We start from the raw sequence: 20,434 nt of genomic DNA on the forward strand, positions 1-20,434 counted from the left end.
ACTGCCTGTATGATGCATCATTACAGCCAAGTGGCGTGGATTTGCGCACCCTGTGTAAATATCAGTTGCTTGAAACTAAAGCGTTTTTTTGTCAGTGAAGATGTCGCTTTCCGAAGCACCTTCTGGAAAATCCGAATAATCGAAAATGATTATTTTGCCAAACAATGGCGCAGGTTCCGGCTTTTGCATGCCTCGCGGCTAGGGTAGCGTGCCGTTCATGAGCAGAAACCCCCGATTCATTCACCTACGTGTTCACACCGAATACTCCCTTCTGGAAGGCGCTGTGCGGCTGAAAAAACTGCCCGCCCTGTGCGAGAAGATGGAGATGCCTGCCGTCGCGGTGACTGACACGAGTTCCATGTTTTCGGCGCTGGAATTTTCGGTGACAGCCAGCCAGGCCGGTGTCCAGCCGATCATGGGCTGTCAGGTTGATCTGACTTACGTTCAATCGCAACCGGGGGAAAAGCCAAAAACGCCCGCGCCGCTTGTTCTGCTGGCACAGTCCGAGGCGGGGTACGAGAACCTGATGAAGCTGAGCACGTGCCTTTACGTGGACAAGAGCGGGCAGTTGCCGCAGGTCACGCTGGACGAGCTTGCGGGCCGCTCCGACGGGCTGATCTGCCTGTCCGGAGGGCCCGATGGGCCGGTGGGCCGCCTGTTGCAGCAGGGGCAACGCCCGGCGGCCGAGGCGCTGGTGGATCGGCTGGCCGCGATCTTTCCGGATCGTCTGTATATCGAACTCCAGCGTCATCCGGGCGAGGACGGCCAACCAGAGGCCGAACGCCAGACCGAGCGCGGCCATATCGAGATGGCCTATGCCAAGAACCTGCCGCTGGTTGCCACCAATGACGTCTATTTCCCGACCTCGGATATGTACGAGGCCCATGATGCGCTGATCTGTATCGCCGAAGGGGCCTATGTCGACCAGCAGGAAGGTCGCCGCCGCCTGACCGCGCAGCATTATTTCAAGTCGCAGCAGGAAATGGTGACGCTGTTTGCCGATCTGCCCGAGGCCATCGAGAACACTGTCGAGATTGCCAAACGCTGCGCTTTCATGGCCTATCGGCGTGATCCGATCCTGCCGAAATTCGCCGATGACGAGGTCGCTGAACTACGCCGCATTGCCAACGAGGGCTTGCAGAAACGTCTGGCCGTGATCCCCCATGCGGTGACGCCCGAGGAATATCAGGAACGGCTGGATTTCGAGCTTGGCATCATCGAAGGAATGGGTTTCCCCGGCTACTTCCTGATCGTTGCCGACTTTATCCAATGGGCCAAGGATCACGATATTCCGGTTGGACCGGGGCGGGGATCGGGTGCGGGCTCGCTGGTGGCTTATGCGCTGACAATCACCGACCTCGATCCGCTGCGTTACAGCCTGCTGTTTGAACGGTTCCTGAATCCCGAACGGGTTTCGATGCCCGACTTCGATATCGACTTCTGTATGGATCGCCGCGAAGAGGTGATCCGCTACGTGCAGCAGAAATACGGTCGCGACAAGGTGGGGCAGATCATCACTTTCGGTGCCTTGCTGTCCAAGGCTGCCGTACGCGATATCGGGCGGGTGCTGCAAATGCCTTACGGGCAGGTGGACCGTCTGTCCAAGATGATCCCGGTTGAAGGGGTAAAACCGGTTTCCATCGAAAAAGCCCTGAAGGACGAGCCGCGCCTGCGGGAGGAAGCTCGTAACGAAGAGGTGGTGGATCGTTTGCTGACGTATGGCCAGCAGGTCGAAGGGCTGCTGCGCAACGCCTCGACCCACGCGGCTGGGGTTGTGATTGGTGACCGGCCACTGGACGCGCTGGTGCCGATCTATCAGGACCCGCGATCCGACATGCCTGCAACCCAGTTCAACATGAAATGGGTGGAACAGGCCGGGCTGGTAAAGTTCGACTTTCTGGGTCTGAAAACCCTGACCGTGATCCAGAACGCGATGGACTTGATCTTCAAGTCCGGACGGAAGCTGCATATCGCCGCCGATGGCACCGAGCTTTACGAACCTGCCGAGGGGGCCGAGAACCAGATCAACGCCATCCCACTGGATGACGAGGCGACGTATAAGCTCTATTCAGCGGCCAAGACGGTCGCGGTGTTCCAAGTTGAATCCTCAGGCATGATGGACGCGCTCAAGCGCATGAAACCTACCTGTATCGAGGATATCGTGGCCCTCGTCGCGCTCTATCGTCCCGGCCCGATGGAGAACATCCCGACCTATTGCGAGGTCAAGAACGGGCTGCGCGAAATCACATCCGTTCACCCGCTGATCGACCACATTCTTGAGGAAACTCAAGGCATTATCGTCTATCAGGAACAGGTGATGCAGATCGCGCAGGTTATGGCCGGGTACAGCCTGGGCGGCGCGGACCTGCTGCGCCGCGCGATGGGTAAGAAGATCAAAGAGGCGATGGATGCCGAACGCCCCAAGTTCGAAAAAGGCGCGGCAGAAAACGGGGTGGATGCCAAGAAAGCCAGCGAAGTCTTCGACCTACTCGAGAAATTCGCCAATTACGGCTTCAACAAATCCCACGCCGCCGCCTATGCGGTGGTCAGCTATCAAACCGGCTGGTTGAAGGCGAACCATCCGGTCGAGTTCATGGCGGGCGTCATGAATTGTGATATCCATCTGACTGACAAGCTGGCGATCTATTTCGAAGAGGTCCGAAAAGGGCTGGAACTGCCGTATGTCCCACCTTGTGTGAACCGATCTCAGGCCACGTTCGATGTTGATAACGGACATCTGGTCTATGCGCTGGGCGCGCTCAAGAATGTGGGTGTCGAGGCGATGAACCTGATCGTTGCGGGTCGCGCGGACAAGCCGTTTGTCAACCTGTTCGATTTCGCCCGCCGTGTGGATTTGAAGAAAGTGGGCAAACGCCCGCTTGAGATGCTGGCCCGCGCCGGGGCCTTTGATGAGCTGGACCGGAACCGCCGCCGTGTGTTTGAAAGCCTAGATGCGCTGGTGCAGTATTCGGCCGCGATCCATGAACAGAAGAATTCGAACCAGGTGTCACTGTTTGGCGAGGCCGGAGATGACCTGCCCGAACCGCGCCTAGCGCCGACCCCCGACTGGTTGCCGGCTGAACGTCTGAGCGAAGAGTTCAAGGCCATCGGCTTCTACCTCTCTGGTCATCCGCTGGACGACTATATGCCGGCCTTAAAGCGTAAACAGGTTCTGACGCTGGACGAGGTGACAGAGAAAGCCCGCTCTGGCCCGTTGATCGCCAAGATGGCCGGAGTGGTTGCCGGGCGGCAGGAACGGAAATCGGCCAAGGGCAACCGGTTCGCCTTTGCCCAGCTTTCGGACCCGATCGGCGCTTATGAGGTCACGCTGTTTTCCGACACGCTGGAGAAATGCCGCGAGTTTCTGGAAACCGGCGCTCAGGTGGTTCTGACCGTTGAGGCGACGATGGAGTCCGATCAGCTCAAGCTGCTGGGGCGTTCGGTTGGACCAGCGGATTCTGTGGTGGCCGAAGCCGGGGCGACGGGCCTGCGCATCTTTGTCGACGAAGCGCGGGCAGTGTCGACGATTGCAACGGTTCTTGAAGAAGCCGCAACCGCTGCCAAGGGTGCGGCCCGAGGACCGATCCAGCTGCTGTTGCTGGACCCCGGCCTGCCCGGCGACGTCGAAATCGACTTGGGGCGCGTGTTTCCGATAAACCCGCAGATCAAGGGCGCGATCAAATCGCTGGAAGGCGTGATGACCGTCGAAGAGATCTGACACCGCTTTGTTGCCAGACAGTTAGCGCATCGCTAGGCTGACCTTGCAAATATGTCTTCTACTCATGCCACGGGAGGGCGTTGATATGACGATTGCAGGTCTCAATCTCAGAACGATTGTATTGGGGGCGGCGGCATCGCTGGCTTTGGTTTCGGCGACAGCCACGCTTGCGGACGACAAAAAGAAAGAGAACACGATCAAAGGTGCTGTGATTGGGGCCGGGGTTGGGGCCTTGATCGGCGACGGCAAAGGCGCCGCCGCAGGGGCAATTGTTGGTGCGCTAATCGGCGCGAACTCGAAATAAGCGGGGGCGGGATGATGCGTTTGAACGCGATGAAAGTGATCACCACCACAGCGCTGCTTACAGGGCCCGGTTTTGCCCTTGCGGACGAGGAAGCCGAACAGATGGTGCAAGCGGCGCTGCCGCTTATGTACCACACCTGCGCGTCGGTCATCGAAGAGGCCGACGGGAATGAAGAATACATTGTGGACGTGGTCGGCAAGATGACGGCGTTGTCACTTTATAACCGTCAGGTCGACCTCGAAGCTCATGCCAGTTCGGACGAGGAAAAGGCCACGCTGCGCGAAACATTTGTGGCGGCTCTGAAAGAGGGTTGCGCTGGGGATGAAAACGCCCTGCTGGGTGGCGTCGTCGACAACGCGGTGAAATCAACGCTGGGGCTGTAAGCCTTCAGTAATGTGGCGGGCGTTCGTCACCAAGGACAACGCCGCCTGACCCTTCCTGTGCGCGTTCGGCCTCGCGGTGCAGCAGCATCTCGACACGGCGGGTCAGCCGGTCAATCTCGGCCTGTTGCCTGGTGACAACCGCGTTCAATTCGTCAACCGTGCGGGTCAGATGGGCAATCTGTTCTTCCAGATGCTGCATGGAATGCTCCTGTCTTTCAGGCTGCACATAGCGACCCTGTGACGCCTTGGCCAGAGAAAGCGCGCCTTGCCCAGATGCGGGCCATGGGATAGACCGCGCGCGGAACAGGTACACTCCCAAGGACGCCCCACATGGCCAAGCCCAAGAAACAGCCCCGCCCCAAGGCCGAAACGCCGAAAGGGTTCCGTGACTATTTCGGCGAGGAAGTCACGCAGCGCACCGAGATGCTGCGGACGATTGCGGGTGTCTATCATCGGTACGGGTTTGACGCGCTGGAAAGCAGTGCGGTCGAAACCGTCGAGGCGCTGGGCAAGTTCCTGCCCGACGTGGACCGCCCGAACGAGGGCGTCTTTGCATGGCAGGAGTTTGACGAGGGCGGAAATGGCGACTGGATGGCCCTGCGTTATGACCTGACCGCGCCACTGGCCCGTGTCTACGCCCAGCACCGCAACGACCTGCCGACGCCTTATCGCCGTTATGCAATGGGTCCGGTCTGGCGCAACGAAAAGCCGGGGCCGGGGCGCTTTCGGCAGTTCTATCAGTGCGATGCGGATACGGTCGGAACCGCCTCGATGGCTGCTGACGCCGAGATCTGTGCAATGCTTTGCGATGCGTTGGAAGAGGTAGGAATTCCGCGTCGCGATTATGTAGTACGGATCAATAATCGCAAGGTGCTAAATGGTGTTCTCGAGGCAGTGGAATCTCTTGGCGGCAGCCAAGTAGACCGCGATGCTATTCTTCGCACGATAGATAAGTTCGACAAAGTAGGCAAAACAGGCGTACTTGAGTTATTGACAACAGGTCGGAAGGATTCCTCAGGTGCCTTCATTGATGGTGTTGGACTGAAAGACTATCAAGCCGAACCAGTTATAGATTTCCTGACTGCGAAGTCTCCTATTCAGTCAGAAACCTTTGATCGCCTCAGAAATGCTGTTGCCGACTCCAAAATAGGCAATGAAGGTGTTGAAGAGTTAGAGCAGATTGCCGAAATCTTGAATGCGCAAGGTTATAGTCGAGACCGCATTGTCATTGACCCCTCCGTCGTCCGTGGCCTCGGCTATTACACAGGTCCGGTCTATGAGGCCGAGCTGACGTTCGAAATCTTCGACGAGAAAGGCCGCAAGCGGCAGTTCGGCTCGGTTGCGGGTGGCGGGCGCTATGACGATCTGGTCAAGCGGTTTACCGGACAGGAAGTTCCCGCGACCGGCGTGTCTATCGGCGTGGATCGGTTGCTGGCCGCGCTGCGCGAAAAAGGCAGGATCAGCGCCCACGCCAAAGGCCCCGTCGTAGTCACCGTGATGGACCGCGACCGGATGGCTGATTATCAGGCGATGGTGGCCGAGCTGCGCAATGCGGGCATCCGGGCCGAGGTGTATCTGGGCAATCCCAAGAACTTTGGCAACCAGTTGAAATACGCGGACAAGCGCAACTCGCCGGTTGCGGTGATCGAAGGCGGGGACGAAAAGGCAAAGGGCATCGTGCAGATCAAGGACCTGATCCTTGGGGCCAAGATCGCCGAAAGCGCCACACTGGAAGAATGGAAAGAACGCCCCAGCCAGTTTGAAGTATCGCGCGCTGATCTGGTCGCGAAAGTGCGTGAAATTCTGGACAGTCAGGACTGACCCATGCCCAACCGTTCCCAGATACAGGCCCGTGCCGCGATGATGCGTGTCCGGTTCGAGGCTGCGGGCGCGCAGGTGGTGGATACGCCCCTGTTGCAACCCGCTGAAATGTTGCTGGACCTCTATGGCGAGGATATCCGCGCCCGTGCCTACGTGACCTCGGACGCGCTGCGGGGCGAGCAGATGCTGCGCCCGGACTTCACCCTGCCTGTTGTTCAGATGCACATGCGGGACGGGGCCGAGCCTGCCCGCTATACCTATTCCGGTGAGGTGTTCCGCCGTCAGGAACACGACCCGGACCGGTCGAACGAGTATATTCAGGTGGGGTACGAAGTGTTTGACCGCGAAGATCCCGCTGGTGCCGATGCCGAAGTGTTTTCGCTGATGGCGCTGCAACTGCGCGGGCTGCCCCTGCGCGCAGCCACCGGGGATATCGGTATCCTGACGGCGGCTGTCGAAGGGCTTCGGACCACAGACCGCCGCAAGGCCGCGCTGATGCGGCACCTGTGGCGGCCGCGCCGGTTCCGTGCGCTGCTGGACCGGTTTGCAGGGCGCAAACCGGGGCCCGAAGGTCGTGACGCGCTTTTGGACGCGGACAACCCGATGGCGGTTGATGTTCCGATGATCGGCAAGCGTCGCGCGCCCGAAATTGCCGACCGGATCAAAGCCCTGCGCGAAGATCGCGCTGCGCCGCCGATCTCCGACAATGAACTGGCCGGGTTGGAAACGCTTCTGAATGTGCGTGAAACCATGCCCTTCGCGCTGGAACAGCTGCGGGACGTGGCAGTGGATCTGCCGCAGATCACCCCGGCGCTGGACCGGTTGGAAGCGCGGATCGCAGCCCTGCAGGCGCGTGGTGTCGATGTTGCACGGCTGGATTTCGAAGCGTCATATGGCCGGACATCGATGGAATATTACGACGGGTTTGTCTTTGGGTTCTACGCCGAAGGCCGCCCCGACCTGCCGCCCGTCGCCACGGGTGGGCGCTATGATGCGCTGACGCGCCGCCTGGGGGATGGGGCCGAAATCCCTGCGATCGGCGGCGTGATCCGCCCGGACCTGATGCTTGAAATCGAGGAGGCCGCGCAATGAGTGTGAAACTGGGCGTGCCCTCGAAGGGCCGGTTGATGGAAAAGACCGTCTCATGGTTCGAAAAACATGGCATCGTGCTGTCCCGCAACGGCTCGGACCGGGAATATGCGGGTCGGGTCGACGGGATCGAAGGCGTCTCACTGATCCTTTTGTCGGCGGGTGAAATTCCGCGCGAACTTGCGTCGGGCCGTATTCATCTGGGCGTCACCGGGATCGATCTGGTGCATGAGAAACTGCCGCGCTGGGAACAGCAGGTCGAAGAGATTGCACAGCTGGGCTTTGGCAAGGCCGATCTGATCATAGCCACACCCGCCTGCTGGGTCGATGTGGACACGCTGGACGATCTCGATGCGGCAGCAGCAGCATTTCGCAACACCCACGGCCACCGGCTGCGGATTGCCACCAAATATCACCGACTGGTGCGTGAGTTCCTGACAGACGCGGGCGTGGCCGATTATACTCTGGTCGACAGCCAGGGGGCGACCGAAGGTACGGTCATGAACGAAACAGCCGAGGCAATTGCCGATATCACTTCGTCCGGTGAAACCCTGCGGGCGAACCACCTCAAGATCCTGTCGGACGGTCTGATCCTGCAATCGCAGGCCACATTGTGGCGCAGCCGGGTTGCAAAGGTCGACGCGGCGGACAAGGCGGTTCTGACGGAATTGCTGGATCGGCTGCGGTAATTACAGCACACCGATATCCGCAAGGGCGCGGTTGAGATCATCGGGCAGGGCGTCGTCCTGCGCGCGCCCTTTCGGCAGGTCAGATGGTGTATCTTCCGGTTTCAGGTATCGCCAGCCCTGAAACGGGCGCTTCAAGGCGTTCTGTGTCCGATGAACTATTGGGTCAAGTACGATGGCGCAGCGGCGGATACCGTCTTCACCAATCACCTCATCCAGGCGCAGAATGCGCTGGCGGCACTGTACGACACCCTTGATGACCCAATAGATTGATCCGCCATTCAGAATCTCGGCATCACGTTTGGGCCACATGCGGGTTACGTGGCGCGGATATCCGTCCTCATAAAGCGGCATTCGGCTGTCCTGCCACGCGATCAGAGAGTCCACGCTTTCCGAACCAACCGAAAGTTTGATGAGGTTCACGTACTTATCCACAGCTTTCCCACAGAGTCGTCCATTTGCTATCTATCCATTGTAGCTCAGGATTGGCTTTCATCAAGGTGTAGTGGGTGTTAGTCTGGATACCTCTTTCAGCACAGGGAATCACCAATGAGCCGCTTTGCCGCCCCCATCGCCGAGCAGATCTGGGATATGAAATACCGCTTCAAACAGGCGGATGGCACGCCCATCGATCAGACGGTTGAAGACAGCTGGCGACGCATCGCCCGTGACCTCGCGCGGGTCGAGGACGATCCGGATCATTGGGAAGACAGGTTTTACGAGGCACTGGAAGATTTCAAGTATCTGCCCGCCGGGCGCATCACCGCTGGCGCAGGCACCGCGCGGCAGGTGACGCTGTTCAACTGTTTCGTCATGGGCACCATCCCCGACAGCATGGGTGGTATCTTTGACATGCTGAAAGAGGCCGCGCTGACCATGCAGCAGGGGGGCGGGATCGGCTATGATTTCTCGACCATCCGCCCGCGCGGCGCGGATGTGAAGGGCGTGGCGGCAGATGCCTCGGGCCCGCTCAGCTTTATGGATGTGTGGGACGCAATGTGCCGGACGATCATGTCCGCGGGCTCGCGCCGGGGGGCGATGATGGCCACCATGCGCTGTGACCATCCCGATATCGAACAGTTCATCACCGCCAAATCTGACCCGGCCCGCCTACGCATGTTCAATATGTCGGTGCTGGTGACCGATCCCTTCATGGAGGCGGTCAAGGACGACGGCCCGTGGGAGTTGCAGTTTGACGGCAAGATCTATCACACCGTTCAGGCGCGTGATTTGTGGAACAAGATCATGCAGGCCACGTATGATTATGCCGAACCGGGCGTGATCTTCATCGACCGCATCAATCAGGCCAACAACCTGAGCTATGTTGAAACCATCGCCGCGACGAACCCCTGTGGCGAGCAGCCTCTGCCGCCTTACGGGGCTTGCCTGCTGGGCTCGATCAATCTGGCGCGGCTGGTTGCCGAACCGTTCGGGGATGCCGCGCATCTGGATGAACCGGCGTTGCAGGAACTGGTCGCGACAGCCGTGCGCATGATGGATAACGTCGTGGACGCCTCGAAATTCCCGCTGGCCGAGCAAGAGGCGGAAGCGCAGGACAAGCGCCGCATCGGGCTGGGCGTGACGGGTCTTGCGGATGCGTTGCTGATGCTGGGCCTGCGCTATGGGTCCGACGAGGCGGCGCGCCAGACGGAACGCTGGTTGCACGCAATCGCCCGCGCCGCATACCTGGCCTCGGTCGACCTGGCTAAGGAGAAAGGCGCGTTCCCCCTGTTCGACGCTGAGAAATATTTGGCCAGCGGCACGATGCAACAAATGGATGACGACGTCCGCGATGCGATCCGCGAACATGGTATCCGCAACGCTCTGCTGACCTCGATTGCGCCCACGGGCACGATTTCGCTTTATGCCGGGAATGTGTCGTCGGGGATTGAACCGGTCTTTGCCTATGCCTACACCCGCAAGGTTCTGCAAAAAGACGGCTCGCGCTCCGAGGAAGAGGTTGTGGATTACGCCGTTCAGATGTGGCGCGACAAGTTCGGCGACGCAGCGCTGCCCGACTATTTCGTCAATGCCCAGACCCTGACGCCGTTGGATCATGTCAAGATGCAGGCGGCGGCGCAGAAATGGATCGACAGCTCGATCTCCAAGACCATCAACTGCCCGGAAGATATCAGCTTTGACGCCTTCAAGGACGTCTACATGCAGGCTTGGGATCAGGGCTGCAAAGGGTGCACGACCTATCGCCCCAACGATGTGACTGGCTCGGTTCTGACTGTTTCGGAAAGCGATGACAAGGTGCCGGGGGAAAGCGCGAATGCGCCACATGAAATTGAAGGCGGCGACGTCATCTACATGTCCGAACCGCTGGATCGCCCGCAATCGCTGGAGGGCTCGACCTACAAGCTGAAATGGCCCGATAGCGAGCACGCGATTTATCTGACCATCAACGACATCATCATCTCGGGCCGCCGCCGCCCGTTCGAGGTGTTCATCAACTCCAAGAACATGGAACATTACGCATGGACACTGGCGCTGACGCGGATGATCTCGGCCGTGTTCCGCCGGGGTGGGGACGTGTCCTTTGTGGTCGAGGAGCTGAAAGCCGTTTTCGACCCGCGCGGCGGGGCATGGGTCAAAGGCAAGTATATCCCATCGATCCTGGCCGCGATCGGGGGCGTGATCGAACAGCACATGGTTGCCATCGGCTTTCTGGAAGGCGAGGGGATGGGGCTGAAATCCGACCCTCAGGCGCAGGTGGTGAACCTGGACGCGCCACGCGGCAAAGCCTGCCCGTCCTGCGGTCAGTATGACATGGTCATGATCGAAGGCTGCATGACCTGCCGCAGCTGCGGTCATTCCAAATGCGGGTAGGTATGAGGCGCTGCGCGAAAGTCTGAACCGCCGGGCAATACGAACCCATATCGGCGGTTTTGGCGCCCATAAACAAGGTAATTAGCGCCCACAACTCGCAAATCTAAGGATTTATAGGGAAACAAGGTGCCGGATCGTTGACAACGGCGCCTTGTTTTTTGCGAGATTGGGAATGTACGCAGAAGTCTTACGAGAATTGATGGCAACAAGCTTCAGAAAGCGATGACCACTGCGACTGCCGTCAAGGTCCGAGTTGCGCAGACAGCGGACTTTGCAAAATTCAGCGGACGGCCCAATTCGGACGTCGCCCGATGGGCGTCGTTGCTGCGTTGCAGCCCGCCATTCGCCGCGAGCGCCACGCTAGAAAACAATTCGACGCGAGCACATGACTTTGCCGAAACCACCTGCCATGAGGCCAGAGATTGTTCCATTATCGATTTCCAGATCGATTTTTATCAGGCTCGGACTCGCCGGGTTCATAAACACCCCTTGTTCGATTTGAAATGATCGTTGAGATGATCCGACAAAGTCGTGCAATACACACGCTAAAGGCCCCGCAGCCATCCCCGTCGCAGCTTCTTCTTCAATCGCATATCTGGGCGCAAACATGCGGGTTGTCGCGTCTCGGTTGGTCGCTGATGGGTCTGTTGTAAAGACGTAATAGCCGATCAGATCCAGTTGTTCGCTGATTTGTGTGATTTTGGCGAAATCTGGTTTCACCTTGGCAAGACCTTCGGCATAAGCGAGGCCGATAACAATGAAACTGTTGCCGGTATTGACCAAAACCGGTGGGATCTCCTGATCAAGTTGATGTCTGCTGATCCCAAGGGAGTTCAGTACATCGTCGATGCTTACACCCTTTTCCGCCCATTCCTCTGGTATCGCGTATTTTGGGGCCAGTTGTTCCATATAGGCGGCACCTTCTTTCATGAGTATGCGCCTCGGCCCATCAACCGTCTCCTTCGAGGTGTTGGGATTGGGAATCCGGCCTAGCGCATCAAGGCGCGAGAAGGCGGCGATTGTTGCGTGACCGCAATGAGCAATGCGCCGGTTTGGTGTGAAGAAATCAAGTTTGAAGCCTTCAGTCTCAGACCGAGAGACAAAGGCCGTTTCGGACAATCCAACCCTTGCCGCAACGGCTTGCATATCCTGTTCGCTCAATTCATCAGCGTCCAGGACGACGCCTGCGGGATTTCCTCCGGCGCCACCGTCGACAAAGCCGTGTACGATTTCCACTGTTACCTCTACGGCAGTATTTGTTTGCGTATTCATTGACTTACTCCATGCGTGAGGTCGCACCTTTGAGCGCGGTGCGGCCAGTTCCACGTCAGTTGCTAGCGGTGGTGATGCGGTTCAGAAAGGCGGTCATCTGCGCCGCAATCTCGGGCCCGTACTCTTCGAGTGCAAAGTGTCCCGTATCGAGCAGATGAAACTCGAGATCATTCAGATCGCGTTGATAGGGATAGGCGCCTTCGACCGGAAAGATGTGATCATTTTTGCCCCACATCAGCAGCGTCGGGGGTTGATGTTCGCGAAACAGCGCTTGCCATTTTGGGTACTCGGCAACGTTGGTGCCGTAATCCAGAAAGAGTTCAAGTTGCACCTCTTGATTGCCATCGCGGTCAAGCAGGTATTGGACGTGCCAATAGTTATCCGGGCTGATCAACTCGGGTTTTTGAACTCCGTGGGTGAACTGCCATTTGGTGGCATCTAGAGTGAGGAATCCACGAAGCTGGTCGCCATTCTCTTGCGATGGCTCGGCCCAATAGGCTTTGATGGGATCCCAGAACTCGCGCAGCCCTTCTTCATAAGCATTCCCGTTTTGAATGATAAAGCCAGTGACCCGTTCGGGTTGTTCCGCAAACATACGGAAACCAACCGGGGCACCGTAATCCATCAGATAGACCGCGTATTGATCGATACCTTTCCGGTCGAGCAGCGCCGTCATCATTCCAGAGATATTTGCGAAAGAATACTCGAAGTTTTCGGCCATCGGCATGTCCGACGCGCCAAATCCGGGGAAATCGGGCGCGATCACGTGGTAGTTCTTGGCCAGTTCCGGGATAAGGTTACGGAACATATGCGAGGAAGTCGGAAAGCCATGAAGCAGCAGGACGGTGGGCCTGCTCGGATCTCCGGCCTCACGATAAGCGATACTGACTTCGTCGATTTGTTCGGTGCGGAAATAGACGGCCCACATGGCCTCAATTCCGGTCCCTGCTGCGATTGCAGGAGCTGGTGCAATTGGTGCAGCGATTGAAAGCGCGAGAATGCTGGCGCTCAGGATGGATTTCAAATTGCGCGACATGGGTATTTCCTTTCATTGGGTTACGGGGGGCGCGTCTGAACACGCCAGGATTGACACGGGTCAGTTTTGCTGTCCGAGCGACGCTTCGAGCCTTGCGTTTCGTGCTTTCAGCGCTGCCAGCTCAGTGCGAAACGGGGCCAGATAATCTTCAAACTCTTCAAAGGTCAGGCGTTGGGGGATGTGCTGCGGGCAGTTCCAGTCCATCGCTTCAAGCTTGATCACAACCGCCCGCTCCGGGTCAGCGCGATAGTCCGGCGCTCTCAGGCGCTGCATCAAGGCCGGATCGTCCTCGGCACCAATGATCATCGCCCGACCCCAGATCTTGAGACGCTTCTGATTGGGGTAGTCCATCAGGATCAGCGAGATGCGGTCATTGCCCAGCAGATTCCCAGTGCTGAGATACTGCCGGTTGCCGCGGAAATCGGCATAGGCAAGTGTCCGTTCATCCAACACTTTCAGAAAACCCGTTGGACCGCCGCGGAATTGCACATAAGGCCAGCCGGTTTCTGAGACCGTGGCCTGATAGAAGCCGTCCCTTTGCGCGATGAAGCTGGCCTCAATCGGGCTGATCAGGTCCTCGTGACGGGTGCCTTCCAGAAACTTCGCGTAGCCGTTCGCTGAACCATTTTTGGCCTGCGTTTCGCGCACGGAAGGCGTGAAGCTGATCTCTGCAAAGGGTCGTGCCATTGAATTCTCCATCTCGGTCTGGGCGATGCCCTGGGACTGAGGTGAAGTTAATCAGAGCTTCTATGTTGCGGAATTCAGATACTTGGCAATATATTATTCCAAAAAGTGGAATAATGCTGTGGACCGATTTCACGCGCTAAACGTCTTTGTGAAGGTGGCCGAGTTGAAAGGTTTTGCCGCGGCGGCCCGCCACCTCAACATGTCACCGCCAACAGTGACCCGAATGGTTTCCATGCTTGAGGACAGCCTGGGGATCCGTCTTTTTGTGCGCACCACGCGCTCGGTGATGCTGACTGATAGTGGACAAAGGTTTTTTGAGGATGCCAGACGTATTTTGGCTGATCTTGAAGAGGCCGAGCGCGCCGCTTTCGGTTCCTATGCCGAACCCACCGGGGAACTAAGTGTCACCGCATCGGTCTTGTTTGGTCGTATGTTCATCACTCCGCTTCTGGGCGAATTTCTGGATCTTTATCCGAAGCTATCGGCACGCACGCTTTATGTGGACCGCGTAGTAAATCTGATTGATGAGGGTCTCGACGTTGGTATCAGAATTGGCAACCTCGCTGATTCCAGTTTGATGGCCGTTAGGTGCGGTGCGGTAAATCAAATACTATTTGCGTCGCCATCTTACCTTGAATCGCATGGCAAACCTGAAACTCCGGATGATTTGTCCTGCCACGCCATCATTAATTCTACTGCCCTGAATGCATCCGGCCAATGGCATTTTCAAAGCGGTAGAAAGAGCATAACCAAACGAGTGAACCCACGCATCAGCATGAATACTAATGACGCCGTGATTGAGTTGGCGTTGCAAGGTCATGGGATCGGACGGCTTTTGTCGTATCAGGTGGCACCCTACATTGCAGATGGGCGGCTCAAGACTGTCATGAAGTCATATGAGCCACCCGAGGTTCCCATCCATCTTGTGCATCAAGAGGGTCGAACCGTGTCTGCGAAGGTACGCGCTTTTGTTGATTTTGCGGTCGAACGTCTCAAATCGGATTCCCTTATTGGCCAGAACCAAACTCAGGCCTAAGCGCAAGACCAACAATTAGGCAAAATCGCGCTATTCAGCCGCCGCCGCGGATGAGGCGGTCCATGCATTTGGGACAAACGCATCATCCAAAGCCGTTTCCGCCACATGGTTCGTATAGTTCGACAGGATTTTCAACGCTGTGCCAAGGATGACTTCCAGCATGGTCTGGCGGGTATAGCCAGCCGTCAGAAACGCCTCGACCTGTGCGTCGCTGGGCCAGCCACGGCTTTCGTTATCACGATGACGAATTTGCGCAGTGCTTCCAATTTGGGGTCGGCGATAGGGCTGCCATCGCGTAACGCTGCGATCACGTCTTCGGGGACACCGGCCATCTGTGAAAGAGTGGTATGGGCGGCCATGCAGTACTTGCACCCGTTCAACCGGTTGTTAGTCATAAGGATGATCTGGCGCTCAGTCTCTGACAGGCTGGTCTTTCCAAAGATGTTGGAAAGTGTCGTATAGCCTTCCAATATTGCGGGCGCTTCGGCCATGGCCGCATAAAGGTTGGGCACAAAACCATATCCTTTCAGCGATGCTTCCAGAATTGGTTTCGCGGCATCAGGGGCTGAGGCGATTGTATAGGTCTCAAAATCAGTCATGTCTGGTTTCCTTTGGGAAGAGTTTTCGACGCACGAAAATTGTCATTGCGGACAGGGCGTCTTGGAGAAATGCCGGCCTTTTGGGGAGGGGAGAGGCAGCGGTGGCTCCGACCGGCAAAAGCCACCAAATTCCTCGATCAAAGGCTGCCGACAGGCGTGTGGTGGATGTCTGCCCACTTGGCATGGGCGCCTTGGATCACGGTCTCTTTGTCCTCAAGGTACTTCTTGAAGATGTCCTCATTCACAAAGAGATAGAGCTTGTTGTCCACGATATCGGCATACCGAACATCGCCATCAAGCTTCTTGCCTACATAGACGCCAAAGGCGCAGAACCCGCCGAATTGAGGCAGATGTGCCGTCGGATCCGCCTCGAATGTGGCTTGCGCTGCCTGCGACGCAAAATAGTAGTCCACTCCATCATGGGCCGATGTAAAAGTGGCGTTGCCCATTTCGGGTTTTTCGGCTTCAAACATCGATACAGGATCGACGCCATGCATGCCGAGGGGCTGCCCGGTCAAGGTAAGACTGTTCGAAACGTTGTATTCATCGTCAGCCAATGCCGCCGCCGCCAGGGCGAGCGTCAACGCTGTTGTAAGTGCGGCAAATGTAAAGATGCGTGTCATGATATGTCCTTTCAGGATGTCAGGATCAAATTTGAAGATCGATTTGGGTCAGGCCGATTGGCCAATGCGCTCAACCGCGTCGTCGGTCCACCAGACGCCGTTGGCGACCATTCGGAAGTTGATTATGGCGGCGAGATACCCGTCACCTTCAGGCACCTTGGCCCCGGCTGTGGCATCGCGAACGACAGCGACTTCGTAGCCCAGCTCCAGCAGCTCGTAGAGATGCGCCTGCGTACACAGGTTCGCCGACATCCCCGCGAGGATCACCTTGTCGATCTTGCGTTTACGCAATTGCAGGTTCAGGTCATTCTGAGCAGGGCTGTAAACCTTGTGTGGCGAGCAAATGATGGTTTCGCCATCCTCGATGTACTTCTTGTATTGCGGCATCCAGTCGGCACCTGAGCCCTCGAAGTTGTCCAAATTGAGCGGTCCCAGGCGGTCAAACATGCCGATGCTGTGCATCGTGGCTTCCAGAGTGCCCTCGAACTCCCACTTGTGGTCATGCGGGTAGTAATAGTGGGGCGAGATGAAGACCGGCATCCCCGCAGCCTTGGCGGCAATGAAAAGCCGTTCGATATTGTCGACCGTGCCCTGTTCGGTCACGCTTTCGCCAACGACACCCCACGTCACACCGTCCTCTGACAAAAAATCAATCTGGGGGTCGGTCACCACAAGCGCAGTACGCCCCGGCTCAATGGTCATGTCGATTTGGGGAAGGCCTGGATTTTCCGGGTCAGCATAGTAGGCGCGTGCTTCGTCGGTCGCGGCAAGGGCCTGCCCGCCAGCCACTATTGTTGTACCTGCCGCGGCCGCACCGGCGGCTTGTTGCAAGAGTCGCCGGCGCGCCATATCAACGCGTTCGGGCGTGACTTCGCAAGCGCAGCTTGCTCTATGTTTGTGGTCATGATTGCTCATTGCAAATTTCCTTTGTCTGAGAGGGGCAAATGGGTTTGCTTTACTCGGGAGCGCCCCAGGTGGATCTGACAAAGAAGAAGTTAGGCGCCACATCGATTGAGGTATCGGCCCGCCCTGCCAAGGTTTTGGCCGAACCTGCCATGTGGTCTTGAGGTGTGTGCCTAGTCGGAGGTCGCCTGCTGCCTGAATCGTGCCGGAGCCTGGCCAACCCAGCGCTTGAAGGCGCGGCTGAACGTGCTCTGTTCCGAAAACCCGGTCATAAAGGCGATCTCGGCTATGGAAGCCTTACCGTCACGGAGCAGGTCACGAGCGAGTGCAACTTGTGCCTGACCAAGAACGTCGCGATAGGTCAGCCCTTCTTCGGCCAACCTGCGGTAAAGAGTGCGCTCGCTCATTCCCATCTCTTGGGCGACATGCGCCGCCTGCGGTGCGCCGTTACTTAGGGCTGGCGTAAGCCGGTGGACAATTGCTTGGCTCAGTGAGGTGTCGTCATCGCGAGAGTTGAACTCCTCATCCAGGTGCTTCGTCATGAAATCTGACAAGCCCGGATCGCCAAGACGATTTTCGCTTTCCAGCATAGCAGGGCGCATAGCAATGGCGTTGTGGGCGCTCCCAAATCGAACCGGGCACCCGAAATATTCGGCGTAATGTTCTGGCTCTTGTCTGCATGCATGCTGAAACGTGACATATGCGAGCGACAACCCATCACCCACAAACCGATGCATGTTCCTCGCAAAGGCCGCAAGCGCGCATTCGTTGCGCAGCTCCAAGGCGGCGCGATGTGGTGTTTGTCCTTCAAAAATCCAAAGAACCGGGTCGCCGGTTTCATCAAGTTTGTAAACTGCGGTGTCCGTGACGAGACGAAAATAGCGCTCGATCCGTTGCAATGATTGCCGCAAGGTCGGAGCTGTCTTAACGGCCAAGCCAAGTACGCCGAGATCATCGGTCGCAATCGCGTTTGCATAGGCCTCAACCAACGCGGCCTCGTCCGCTTGTTGCGCACGAATCCAATCTATCAAATCGAAATACGCATCATCCGCCAATTGGCCGTCTTGAGCTTCTGGTAAACGCAGCACGACAGCGCCATTCGAAATCAGGGCGCCATCGTCGTTCAGCGTCATCCCGGCGGCGTTGGCCATCGCGCGAGCGAATGCGTAAGTTACACTTGCCATACAGTGAGATTAGCACTGGAAAGCTCTTTCACACCAGATCGTCCAACCCTGTGATAGGTATAATAAATAAAGACAGCCTCGATCTTCGGGCGCTTGAGGATAAATGCGCCAAACTGATAAAACTCGTCATCAGGTTTTCTGAACGGTATCGTCCGAAAGCGTGCGGAAGCATGCAGTCATAGAGGTCATGATAGATGGGCGAAATTTTTATATCTGTGCTGCTGCCGCTCGCAGTTGTTGTCATCATGTTCTGCCTTGGCCTCGGACTCACGGCGGCCGACTTTCAACGCATCGGACGACGTCCACGTGCCTTTTGCGTCGGGGCTCTCAACCAGATCATTTTGCTGCCTTGCATCGCTTTGATGGTGATCTTTATCTTTGGGATTTCCGCCGAGACAGCCGTTGGTATTATGATTTTAGCGGCCTGTCCGGGCGGGGCGATCAGTAACATCGTAACCAAGCTTTCGAATTGGGATGTTGCTTTGTCCGTTACTCTTACAGCAGTCTTCAGTCTGACTTGTGTCGTTACCGTACCGCTTATCCTGGGGTTTTCGATGCAGATGTTCATGGGGGCAACTGCGCCCGCTATCGACATCTCTTCGACGGCTTTAGCAATGTTTTTTTTAACAGCTTCTCCAATCCTAGTCGGGGTGACCGCGCGGTCATTGGCGCCGCGGATTGTAGCCGCTGTCGAACCAGTCTTTAGCAAGGTCTCTATGCTACTTTTTGCACTGGTCATTGGAGGCGCGATCATTTCAAACTGGGTGGTGGTCGCGGATAACTACCTTAGGATTGGACCCGCACTATTTGTTGCAGGTGCGTCACTCACGTTTATTGGCATCATGAGTTCAGGGATGCTCGGATGCACAGACATCGAGGCGAAGACGATTTCAATTGAGACCGGCGTTCAAAACGGAGCTTTGGGAATCGCAATTGCCACTTTGCTGTTGCCTAACACCAATGGGTTAAGCGAATATGCCATCCCATCCGCAATTTATAGCGTGGTCTGGATCGTAACAATGTTGCCTGTCTTCGCTTTCCTTGCGCGAAGAAGCCCAATTTCATGATCCTGACGCCTATTTGCTAGCTCTGGTTATGCGCTGAGCCAAGCCCCTTTGTTTCCATACCAGAGCGCCGTCTGGTCAAAGAGCGATCAAGGAGCTCCAAACCGGACATTCGCCCTAGAGTGTGCAGTTTCGTAGAGCGCAACAAACCTGCCGTTCAACGGCCTCGCGTCAATGCGAGCAAGGTAACTTGAAGCCGTCACTGCTCTGAACGGCTAATCAGCTTAGCACTGACCTTCAATATCCCGAGCCGACTATTCGTCTTTCGGACTGAACGACCTCTTCCAGCTCGATCTTGGCCGAACGATATGGCTTCAAACTAGGCTTCGACTACAACTTTAACGCCCAGTGGTCCGATAACAGCTTTGGTGAAACTGATGCCGTAGGTGGTATCTTCAGAGCCTTCTTTTCTTGGGATTTGTTGAACCGGTCGAATCCATCACGAAAAGGTACTTTGGATTTCAGAATTGAGAACCGCCACAAAATAGGAAGCGAATTGTCGCCCGAAGCACTTGTGCTGAATTTCGGGTGGGTAGGAACAACTGCGCCGGACTGGTCTGACCAGCAATGGGGTATCACCGTCTTAAAATGGCGACAAAGATTAGACGCTGGGAATACTCCGATTGAGGTAAGCGTCGGATACATGAGTGCCTTCTCGCAGTTCGACATTACGCCATACTCCGACAACCTTACGTCGTTTCAGAACAACAGTATTATCTTGAACCCTACTATTGGCTATCCGTCGACCGGTTCGTTCGGAATCTCGGGGTACATCGGCATTCCTCGCACCAACTTCTATGTTTTGGGCATGGTTATGGATGCCAATGGGCAATACGATAGCTTGAGCTTTGATACTCTTGGTGATGGCGAATACTTCAAAGCTCTTGAGTTTGGTTGGACCGATCAAAGCGTGTCCGATGCTTCGTTTTTGTTCAACAATGTTCACGTAGCTCTTTGGCACACCGACGATGACAATTACGGTGTGGGCCTAACAGGCAGCTATACGTTCGAAAATTCGCGCATTGGAACTTTTGCCCGACTTGCATGGGCAAACGAAGATGCCAGCACACCGTACCAAAGATACGCGGCCGCTGGTATTACGAAGGGCGTTTTCCGCGCGAGTGAAGTGGGACTTGGAGCTAGTTGGGGTCGTCCACCGAATTCAGATGAAGACCAAGTCGCAGTCGAAGCTTTCTA

General features: G+C 56.8%; 20 protein-coding genes. 10 read left to right on the forward strand and 10 right to left on the reverse strand.

The genetic code is table 11. The features are described from left to right. Nucleotides 1-217 precede the first annotated feature (217 nt). The 3 genes from dnaE (at nt 218) to AC2FLZ_RS15920 (ending at nt 4,405) form a co-directional block, all read left to right on the forward strand. The gene (gene dnaE, locus AC2FLZ_RS15910) at nt 218-3,718 is read left to right on the forward strand and encodes a DNA polymerase III subunit alpha (RefSeq protein WP_496882400.1); all 3,501 of its coding nucleotides are present in this window, start codon (nt 218-220) and stop codon (nt 3,716-3,718) included. A gap of 85 nt (nt 3,719-3,803) precedes the next feature. Continuing rightward, nucleotides 3,804-4,022: a YMGG-like glycine zipper-containing protein gene (locus AC2FLZ_RS15915; RefSeq protein ID WP_480475390.1), complete on the forward strand. Its 219-nt coding sequence runs from the start codon at nt 3,804-3,806 to the stop codon at nt 4,020-4,022. Between the two features lie 11 nt (nt 4,023-4,033). Next, nucleotides 4,034-4,405, forward strand: coding sequence for a hypothetical protein (locus AC2FLZ_RS15920; protein WP_496882401.1), 372 nt, complete (start codon nt 4,034-4,036; stop codon nt 4,403-4,405). Nucleotides 4,406-4,409: 4 nt separating this feature from the next. Here the strand turns inward: AC2FLZ_RS15920 and AC2FLZ_RS15925 are convergent, their stop codons facing one another. Beyond that, nucleotides 4,410-4,604 carry a SlyX family protein gene (locus AC2FLZ_RS15925; RefSeq protein ID WP_480484821.1) on the reverse strand — a complete coding sequence of 65 codons (195 nt, stop codon included), beginning with the start codon at nt 4,602-4,604 and terminating at the stop codon, nt 4,410-4,412. A 131-nt stretch (nt 4,605-4,735) separates the two neighbouring features. On the opposite strand from AC2FLZ_RS15925, the gene hisS reads away from it, so the two are divergent. From hisS to hisG, 3 genes are read left to right on the forward strand one after another with little or no spacing between them, the layout of a single operon-like run. Next, the gene (gene hisS / locus AC2FLZ_RS15930; protein ID WP_496882402.1) at nt 4,736-6,226 is read left to right on the forward strand and encodes a histidine--tRNA ligase; all 1,491 of its coding nucleotides are present in this window, start codon (nt 4,736-4,738) and stop codon (nt 6,224-6,226) included. A gap of 3 nt (nt 6,227-6,229) precedes the next feature. After that, on the forward strand, nt 6,230-7,318 hold the full coding sequence (locus tag AC2FLZ_RS15935; RefSeq protein ID WP_496821508.1) for an ATP phosphoribosyltransferase regulatory subunit: 1,089 nt from the start codon (nt 6,230-6,232) through the stop codon (nt 7,316-7,318). Beyond that, entirely contained in the window at nt 7,315-8,004 is a 690-nt protein-coding gene (gene hisG, locus AC2FLZ_RS15940) for an ATP phosphoribosyltransferase (RefSeq protein WP_480475398.1), read from the forward strand. Before AC2FLZ_RS15935 ends, hisG begins: the two co-directional genes overlap by 4 nt. Here hisG and AC2FLZ_RS15945 read toward each other — a convergent pair whose 3' ends face one another. Beyond that, nucleotides 8,005-8,436, reverse strand: coding sequence for a DUF1489 family protein (locus AC2FLZ_RS15945; RefSeq protein WP_480475400.1), 432 nt, complete (start codon nt 8,434-8,436; stop codon nt 8,005-8,007). 114 nt (nt 8,437-8,550) lie between these two features. Between AC2FLZ_RS15945 and AC2FLZ_RS15950 the strand changes: the two genes are divergently transcribed. Then, nucleotides 8,551-10,833 carry an adenosylcobalamin-dependent ribonucleoside-diphosphate reductase gene (locus AC2FLZ_RS15950; protein WP_496882403.1) on the forward strand — a complete coding sequence of 761 codons (2,283 nt, stop codon included), beginning with the start codon at nt 8,551-8,553 and terminating at the stop codon, nt 10,831-10,833. 360 nt (nt 10,834-11,193) lie between these two features. Here AC2FLZ_RS15950 and AC2FLZ_RS15955 read toward each other — a convergent pair whose 3' ends face one another. The 3 genes from AC2FLZ_RS15955 to AC2FLZ_RS15965 are packed head-to-tail and all read right to left on the reverse strand — an operon-like array spanning nt 11,194 to nt 13,828. Then, nucleotides 11,194-12,159: a PhzF family phenazine biosynthesis protein gene (locus AC2FLZ_RS15955; protein WP_496882404.1), complete on the reverse strand. Its 966-nt coding sequence runs from the start codon at nt 12,157-12,159 to the stop codon at nt 11,194-11,196. A gap of 1 nt (nt 12,160) precedes the next feature. Continuing rightward, nucleotides 12,161-13,141 carry an alpha/beta fold hydrolase gene (locus AC2FLZ_RS15960; protein ID WP_496716855.1) on the reverse strand — a complete coding sequence of 327 codons (981 nt, stop codon included), beginning with the start codon at nt 13,139-13,141 and terminating at the stop codon, nt 12,161-12,163. Between the two features lie 60 nt (nt 13,142-13,201). Next, complete coding sequence (locus AC2FLZ_RS15965) at nt 13,202-13,828, reverse strand: pyridoxamine 5'-phosphate oxidase family protein (RefSeq protein WP_058282079.1); 627 nt, start codon at nt 13,826-13,828, stop codon at nt 13,202-13,204. Nucleotides 13,829-13,946: 118 nt separating this feature from the next. Between AC2FLZ_RS15965 and AC2FLZ_RS15970 the strand changes: the two genes are divergently transcribed. Beyond that, nucleotides 13,947-14,864, forward strand: coding sequence for a LysR family transcriptional regulator (locus AC2FLZ_RS15970; protein ID WP_496716856.1), 918 nt, complete (start codon nt 13,947-13,949; stop codon nt 14,862-14,864). Nucleotides 14,865-14,894: 30 nt separating this feature from the next. Here AC2FLZ_RS15970 and AC2FLZ_RS15975 read toward each other — a convergent pair whose 3' ends face one another. From AC2FLZ_RS15975 to AC2FLZ_RS15995, 5 genes are all read right to left on the reverse strand, one after another. Further along, nucleotides 14,895-15,026 carry a hypothetical protein gene (locus tag AC2FLZ_RS15975; protein ID WP_496882405.1) on the reverse strand — a complete coding sequence of 44 codons (132 nt, stop codon included), beginning with the start codon at nt 15,024-15,026 and terminating at the stop codon, nt 14,895-14,897. A 23-nt stretch (nt 15,027-15,049) separates the two neighbouring features. Continuing rightward, nucleotides 15,050-15,463, reverse strand: a complete 414-nt coding sequence (locus AC2FLZ_RS15980; RefSeq protein WP_496882406.1) for a carboxymuconolactone decarboxylase family protein — start codon at nt 15,461-15,463, stop codon at nt 15,050-15,052. 137 nt (nt 15,464-15,600) lie between these two features. Further along, the gene (locus AC2FLZ_RS15985; RefSeq protein ID WP_496716857.1) at nt 15,601-16,086 is read right to left on the reverse strand and encodes a YHS domain-containing (seleno)protein; all 486 of its coding nucleotides are present in this window, start codon (nt 16,084-16,086) and stop codon (nt 15,601-15,603) included. A 48-nt stretch (nt 16,087-16,134) separates the two neighbouring features. Further along, complete coding sequence (locus AC2FLZ_RS15990; RefSeq protein WP_496716858.1) at nt 16,135-17,001, reverse strand: cysteine hydrolase family protein; 867 nt, start codon at nt 16,999-17,001, stop codon at nt 16,135-16,137. 161 nt (nt 17,002-17,162) lie between these two features. Further along, entirely contained in the window at nt 17,163-18,140 is a 978-nt protein-coding gene (locus AC2FLZ_RS15995) for an AraC family transcriptional regulator ligand-binding domain-containing protein (RefSeq protein ID WP_480535270.1), read from the reverse strand. A gap of 227 nt (nt 18,141-18,367) precedes the next feature. Here AC2FLZ_RS15995 and AC2FLZ_RS16000 point away from each other — a divergent pair, with 227 nt between their 5' ends. Together AC2FLZ_RS16000 and AC2FLZ_RS16005 are read left to right on the forward strand one after the other, a co-directional pair. Beyond that, nucleotides 18,368-19,240 carry a bile acid:sodium symporter family protein gene (locus tag AC2FLZ_RS16000; RefSeq protein WP_496716859.1) on the forward strand — a complete coding sequence of 291 codons (873 nt, stop codon included), beginning with the start codon at nt 18,368-18,370 and terminating at the stop codon, nt 19,238-19,240. Between the two features lie 292 nt (nt 19,241-19,532). After that, nucleotides 19,533-20,434: hypothetical protein (locus AC2FLZ_RS16005; RefSeq protein WP_496882407.1), on the forward strand; the 902-nt coding region annotated here is incomplete at its 3' end.

This window comes from Ruegeria sp. YKSF131 (assembly GCF_059612645.1).

Excerpts from the sequence above, each read along its gene's own strand:
- AC2FLZ_RS15925 (WP_480484821.1), bottom strand. The coding sequence starts at position 4,604 with ATGCAGCATCTGGAAGAACAGATTGCCCATCTGACCCGCACGGTTGAC.
- AC2FLZ_RS15935 (WP_496821508.1), top strand. The coding sequence starts at position 6,230 with ATGCCCAACCGTTCCCAGATACAGGCCCGTGCCGCGATGATGCGTGTC.
- dnaE (WP_496882400.1), top strand. The coding sequence starts at position 218 with ATGAGCAGAAACCCCCGATTCATTCACCTACGTGTTCACACCGAATAC.
- hisS (WP_496882402.1), top strand. The coding sequence starts at position 4,736 with ATGGCCAAGCCCAAGAAACAGCCCCGCCCCAAGGCCGAAACGCCGAAA.
- AC2FLZ_RS15965 (WP_058282079.1), bottom strand. The coding sequence starts at position 13,828 with ATGGCACGACCCTTTGCAGAGATCAGCTTCACGCCTTCCGTGCGCGAA.
- AC2FLZ_RS16000 (WP_496716859.1), top strand. The coding sequence starts at position 18,368 with ATGGGCGAAATTTTTATATCTGTGCTGCTGCCGCTCGCAGTTGTTGTC.
- AC2FLZ_RS15980 (WP_496882406.1), bottom strand. The coding sequence starts at position 15,463 with ATGACTGATTTTGAGACCTATACAATCGCCTCAGCCCCTGATGCCGCG.
- AC2FLZ_RS15920 (WP_496882401.1), top strand. The coding sequence starts at position 4,034 with ATGATGCGTTTGAACGCGATGAAAGTGATCACCACCACAGCGCTGCTT.
- AC2FLZ_RS15915 (WP_480475390.1), top strand. The coding sequence starts at position 3,804 with ATGACGATTGCAGGTCTCAATCTCAGAACGATTGTATTGGGGGCGGCG.
- AC2FLZ_RS15995 (WP_480535270.1), bottom strand. The coding sequence starts at position 18,140 with ATGGCCAACGCCGCCGGGATGACGCTGAACGACGATGGCGCCCTGATT.
- AC2FLZ_RS15950 (WP_496882403.1), top strand. The coding sequence starts at position 8,551 with ATGAGCCGCTTTGCCGCCCCCATCGCCGAGCAGATCTGGGATATGAAA.
- AC2FLZ_RS15985 (WP_496716857.1), bottom strand. The coding sequence starts at position 16,086 with ATGACACGCATCTTTACATTTGCCGCACTTACAACAGCGTTGACGCTC.
- AC2FLZ_RS15975 (WP_496882405.1), bottom strand. The coding sequence starts at position 15,026 with ATGCTGGAAGTCATCCTTGGCACAGCGTTGAAAATCCTGTCGAACTAT.
- AC2FLZ_RS15960 (WP_496716855.1), bottom strand. The coding sequence starts at position 13,141 with ATGTCGCGCAATTTGAAATCCATCCTGAGCGCCAGCATTCTCGCGCTT.
- hisG (WP_480475398.1), top strand. The coding sequence starts at position 7,315 with ATGAGTGTGAAACTGGGCGTGCCCTCGAAGGGCCGGTTGATGGAAAAG.
- AC2FLZ_RS15990 (WP_496716858.1), bottom strand. The coding sequence starts at position 17,001 with ATGAGCAATCATGACCACAAACATAGAGCAAGCTGCGCTTGCGAAGTC.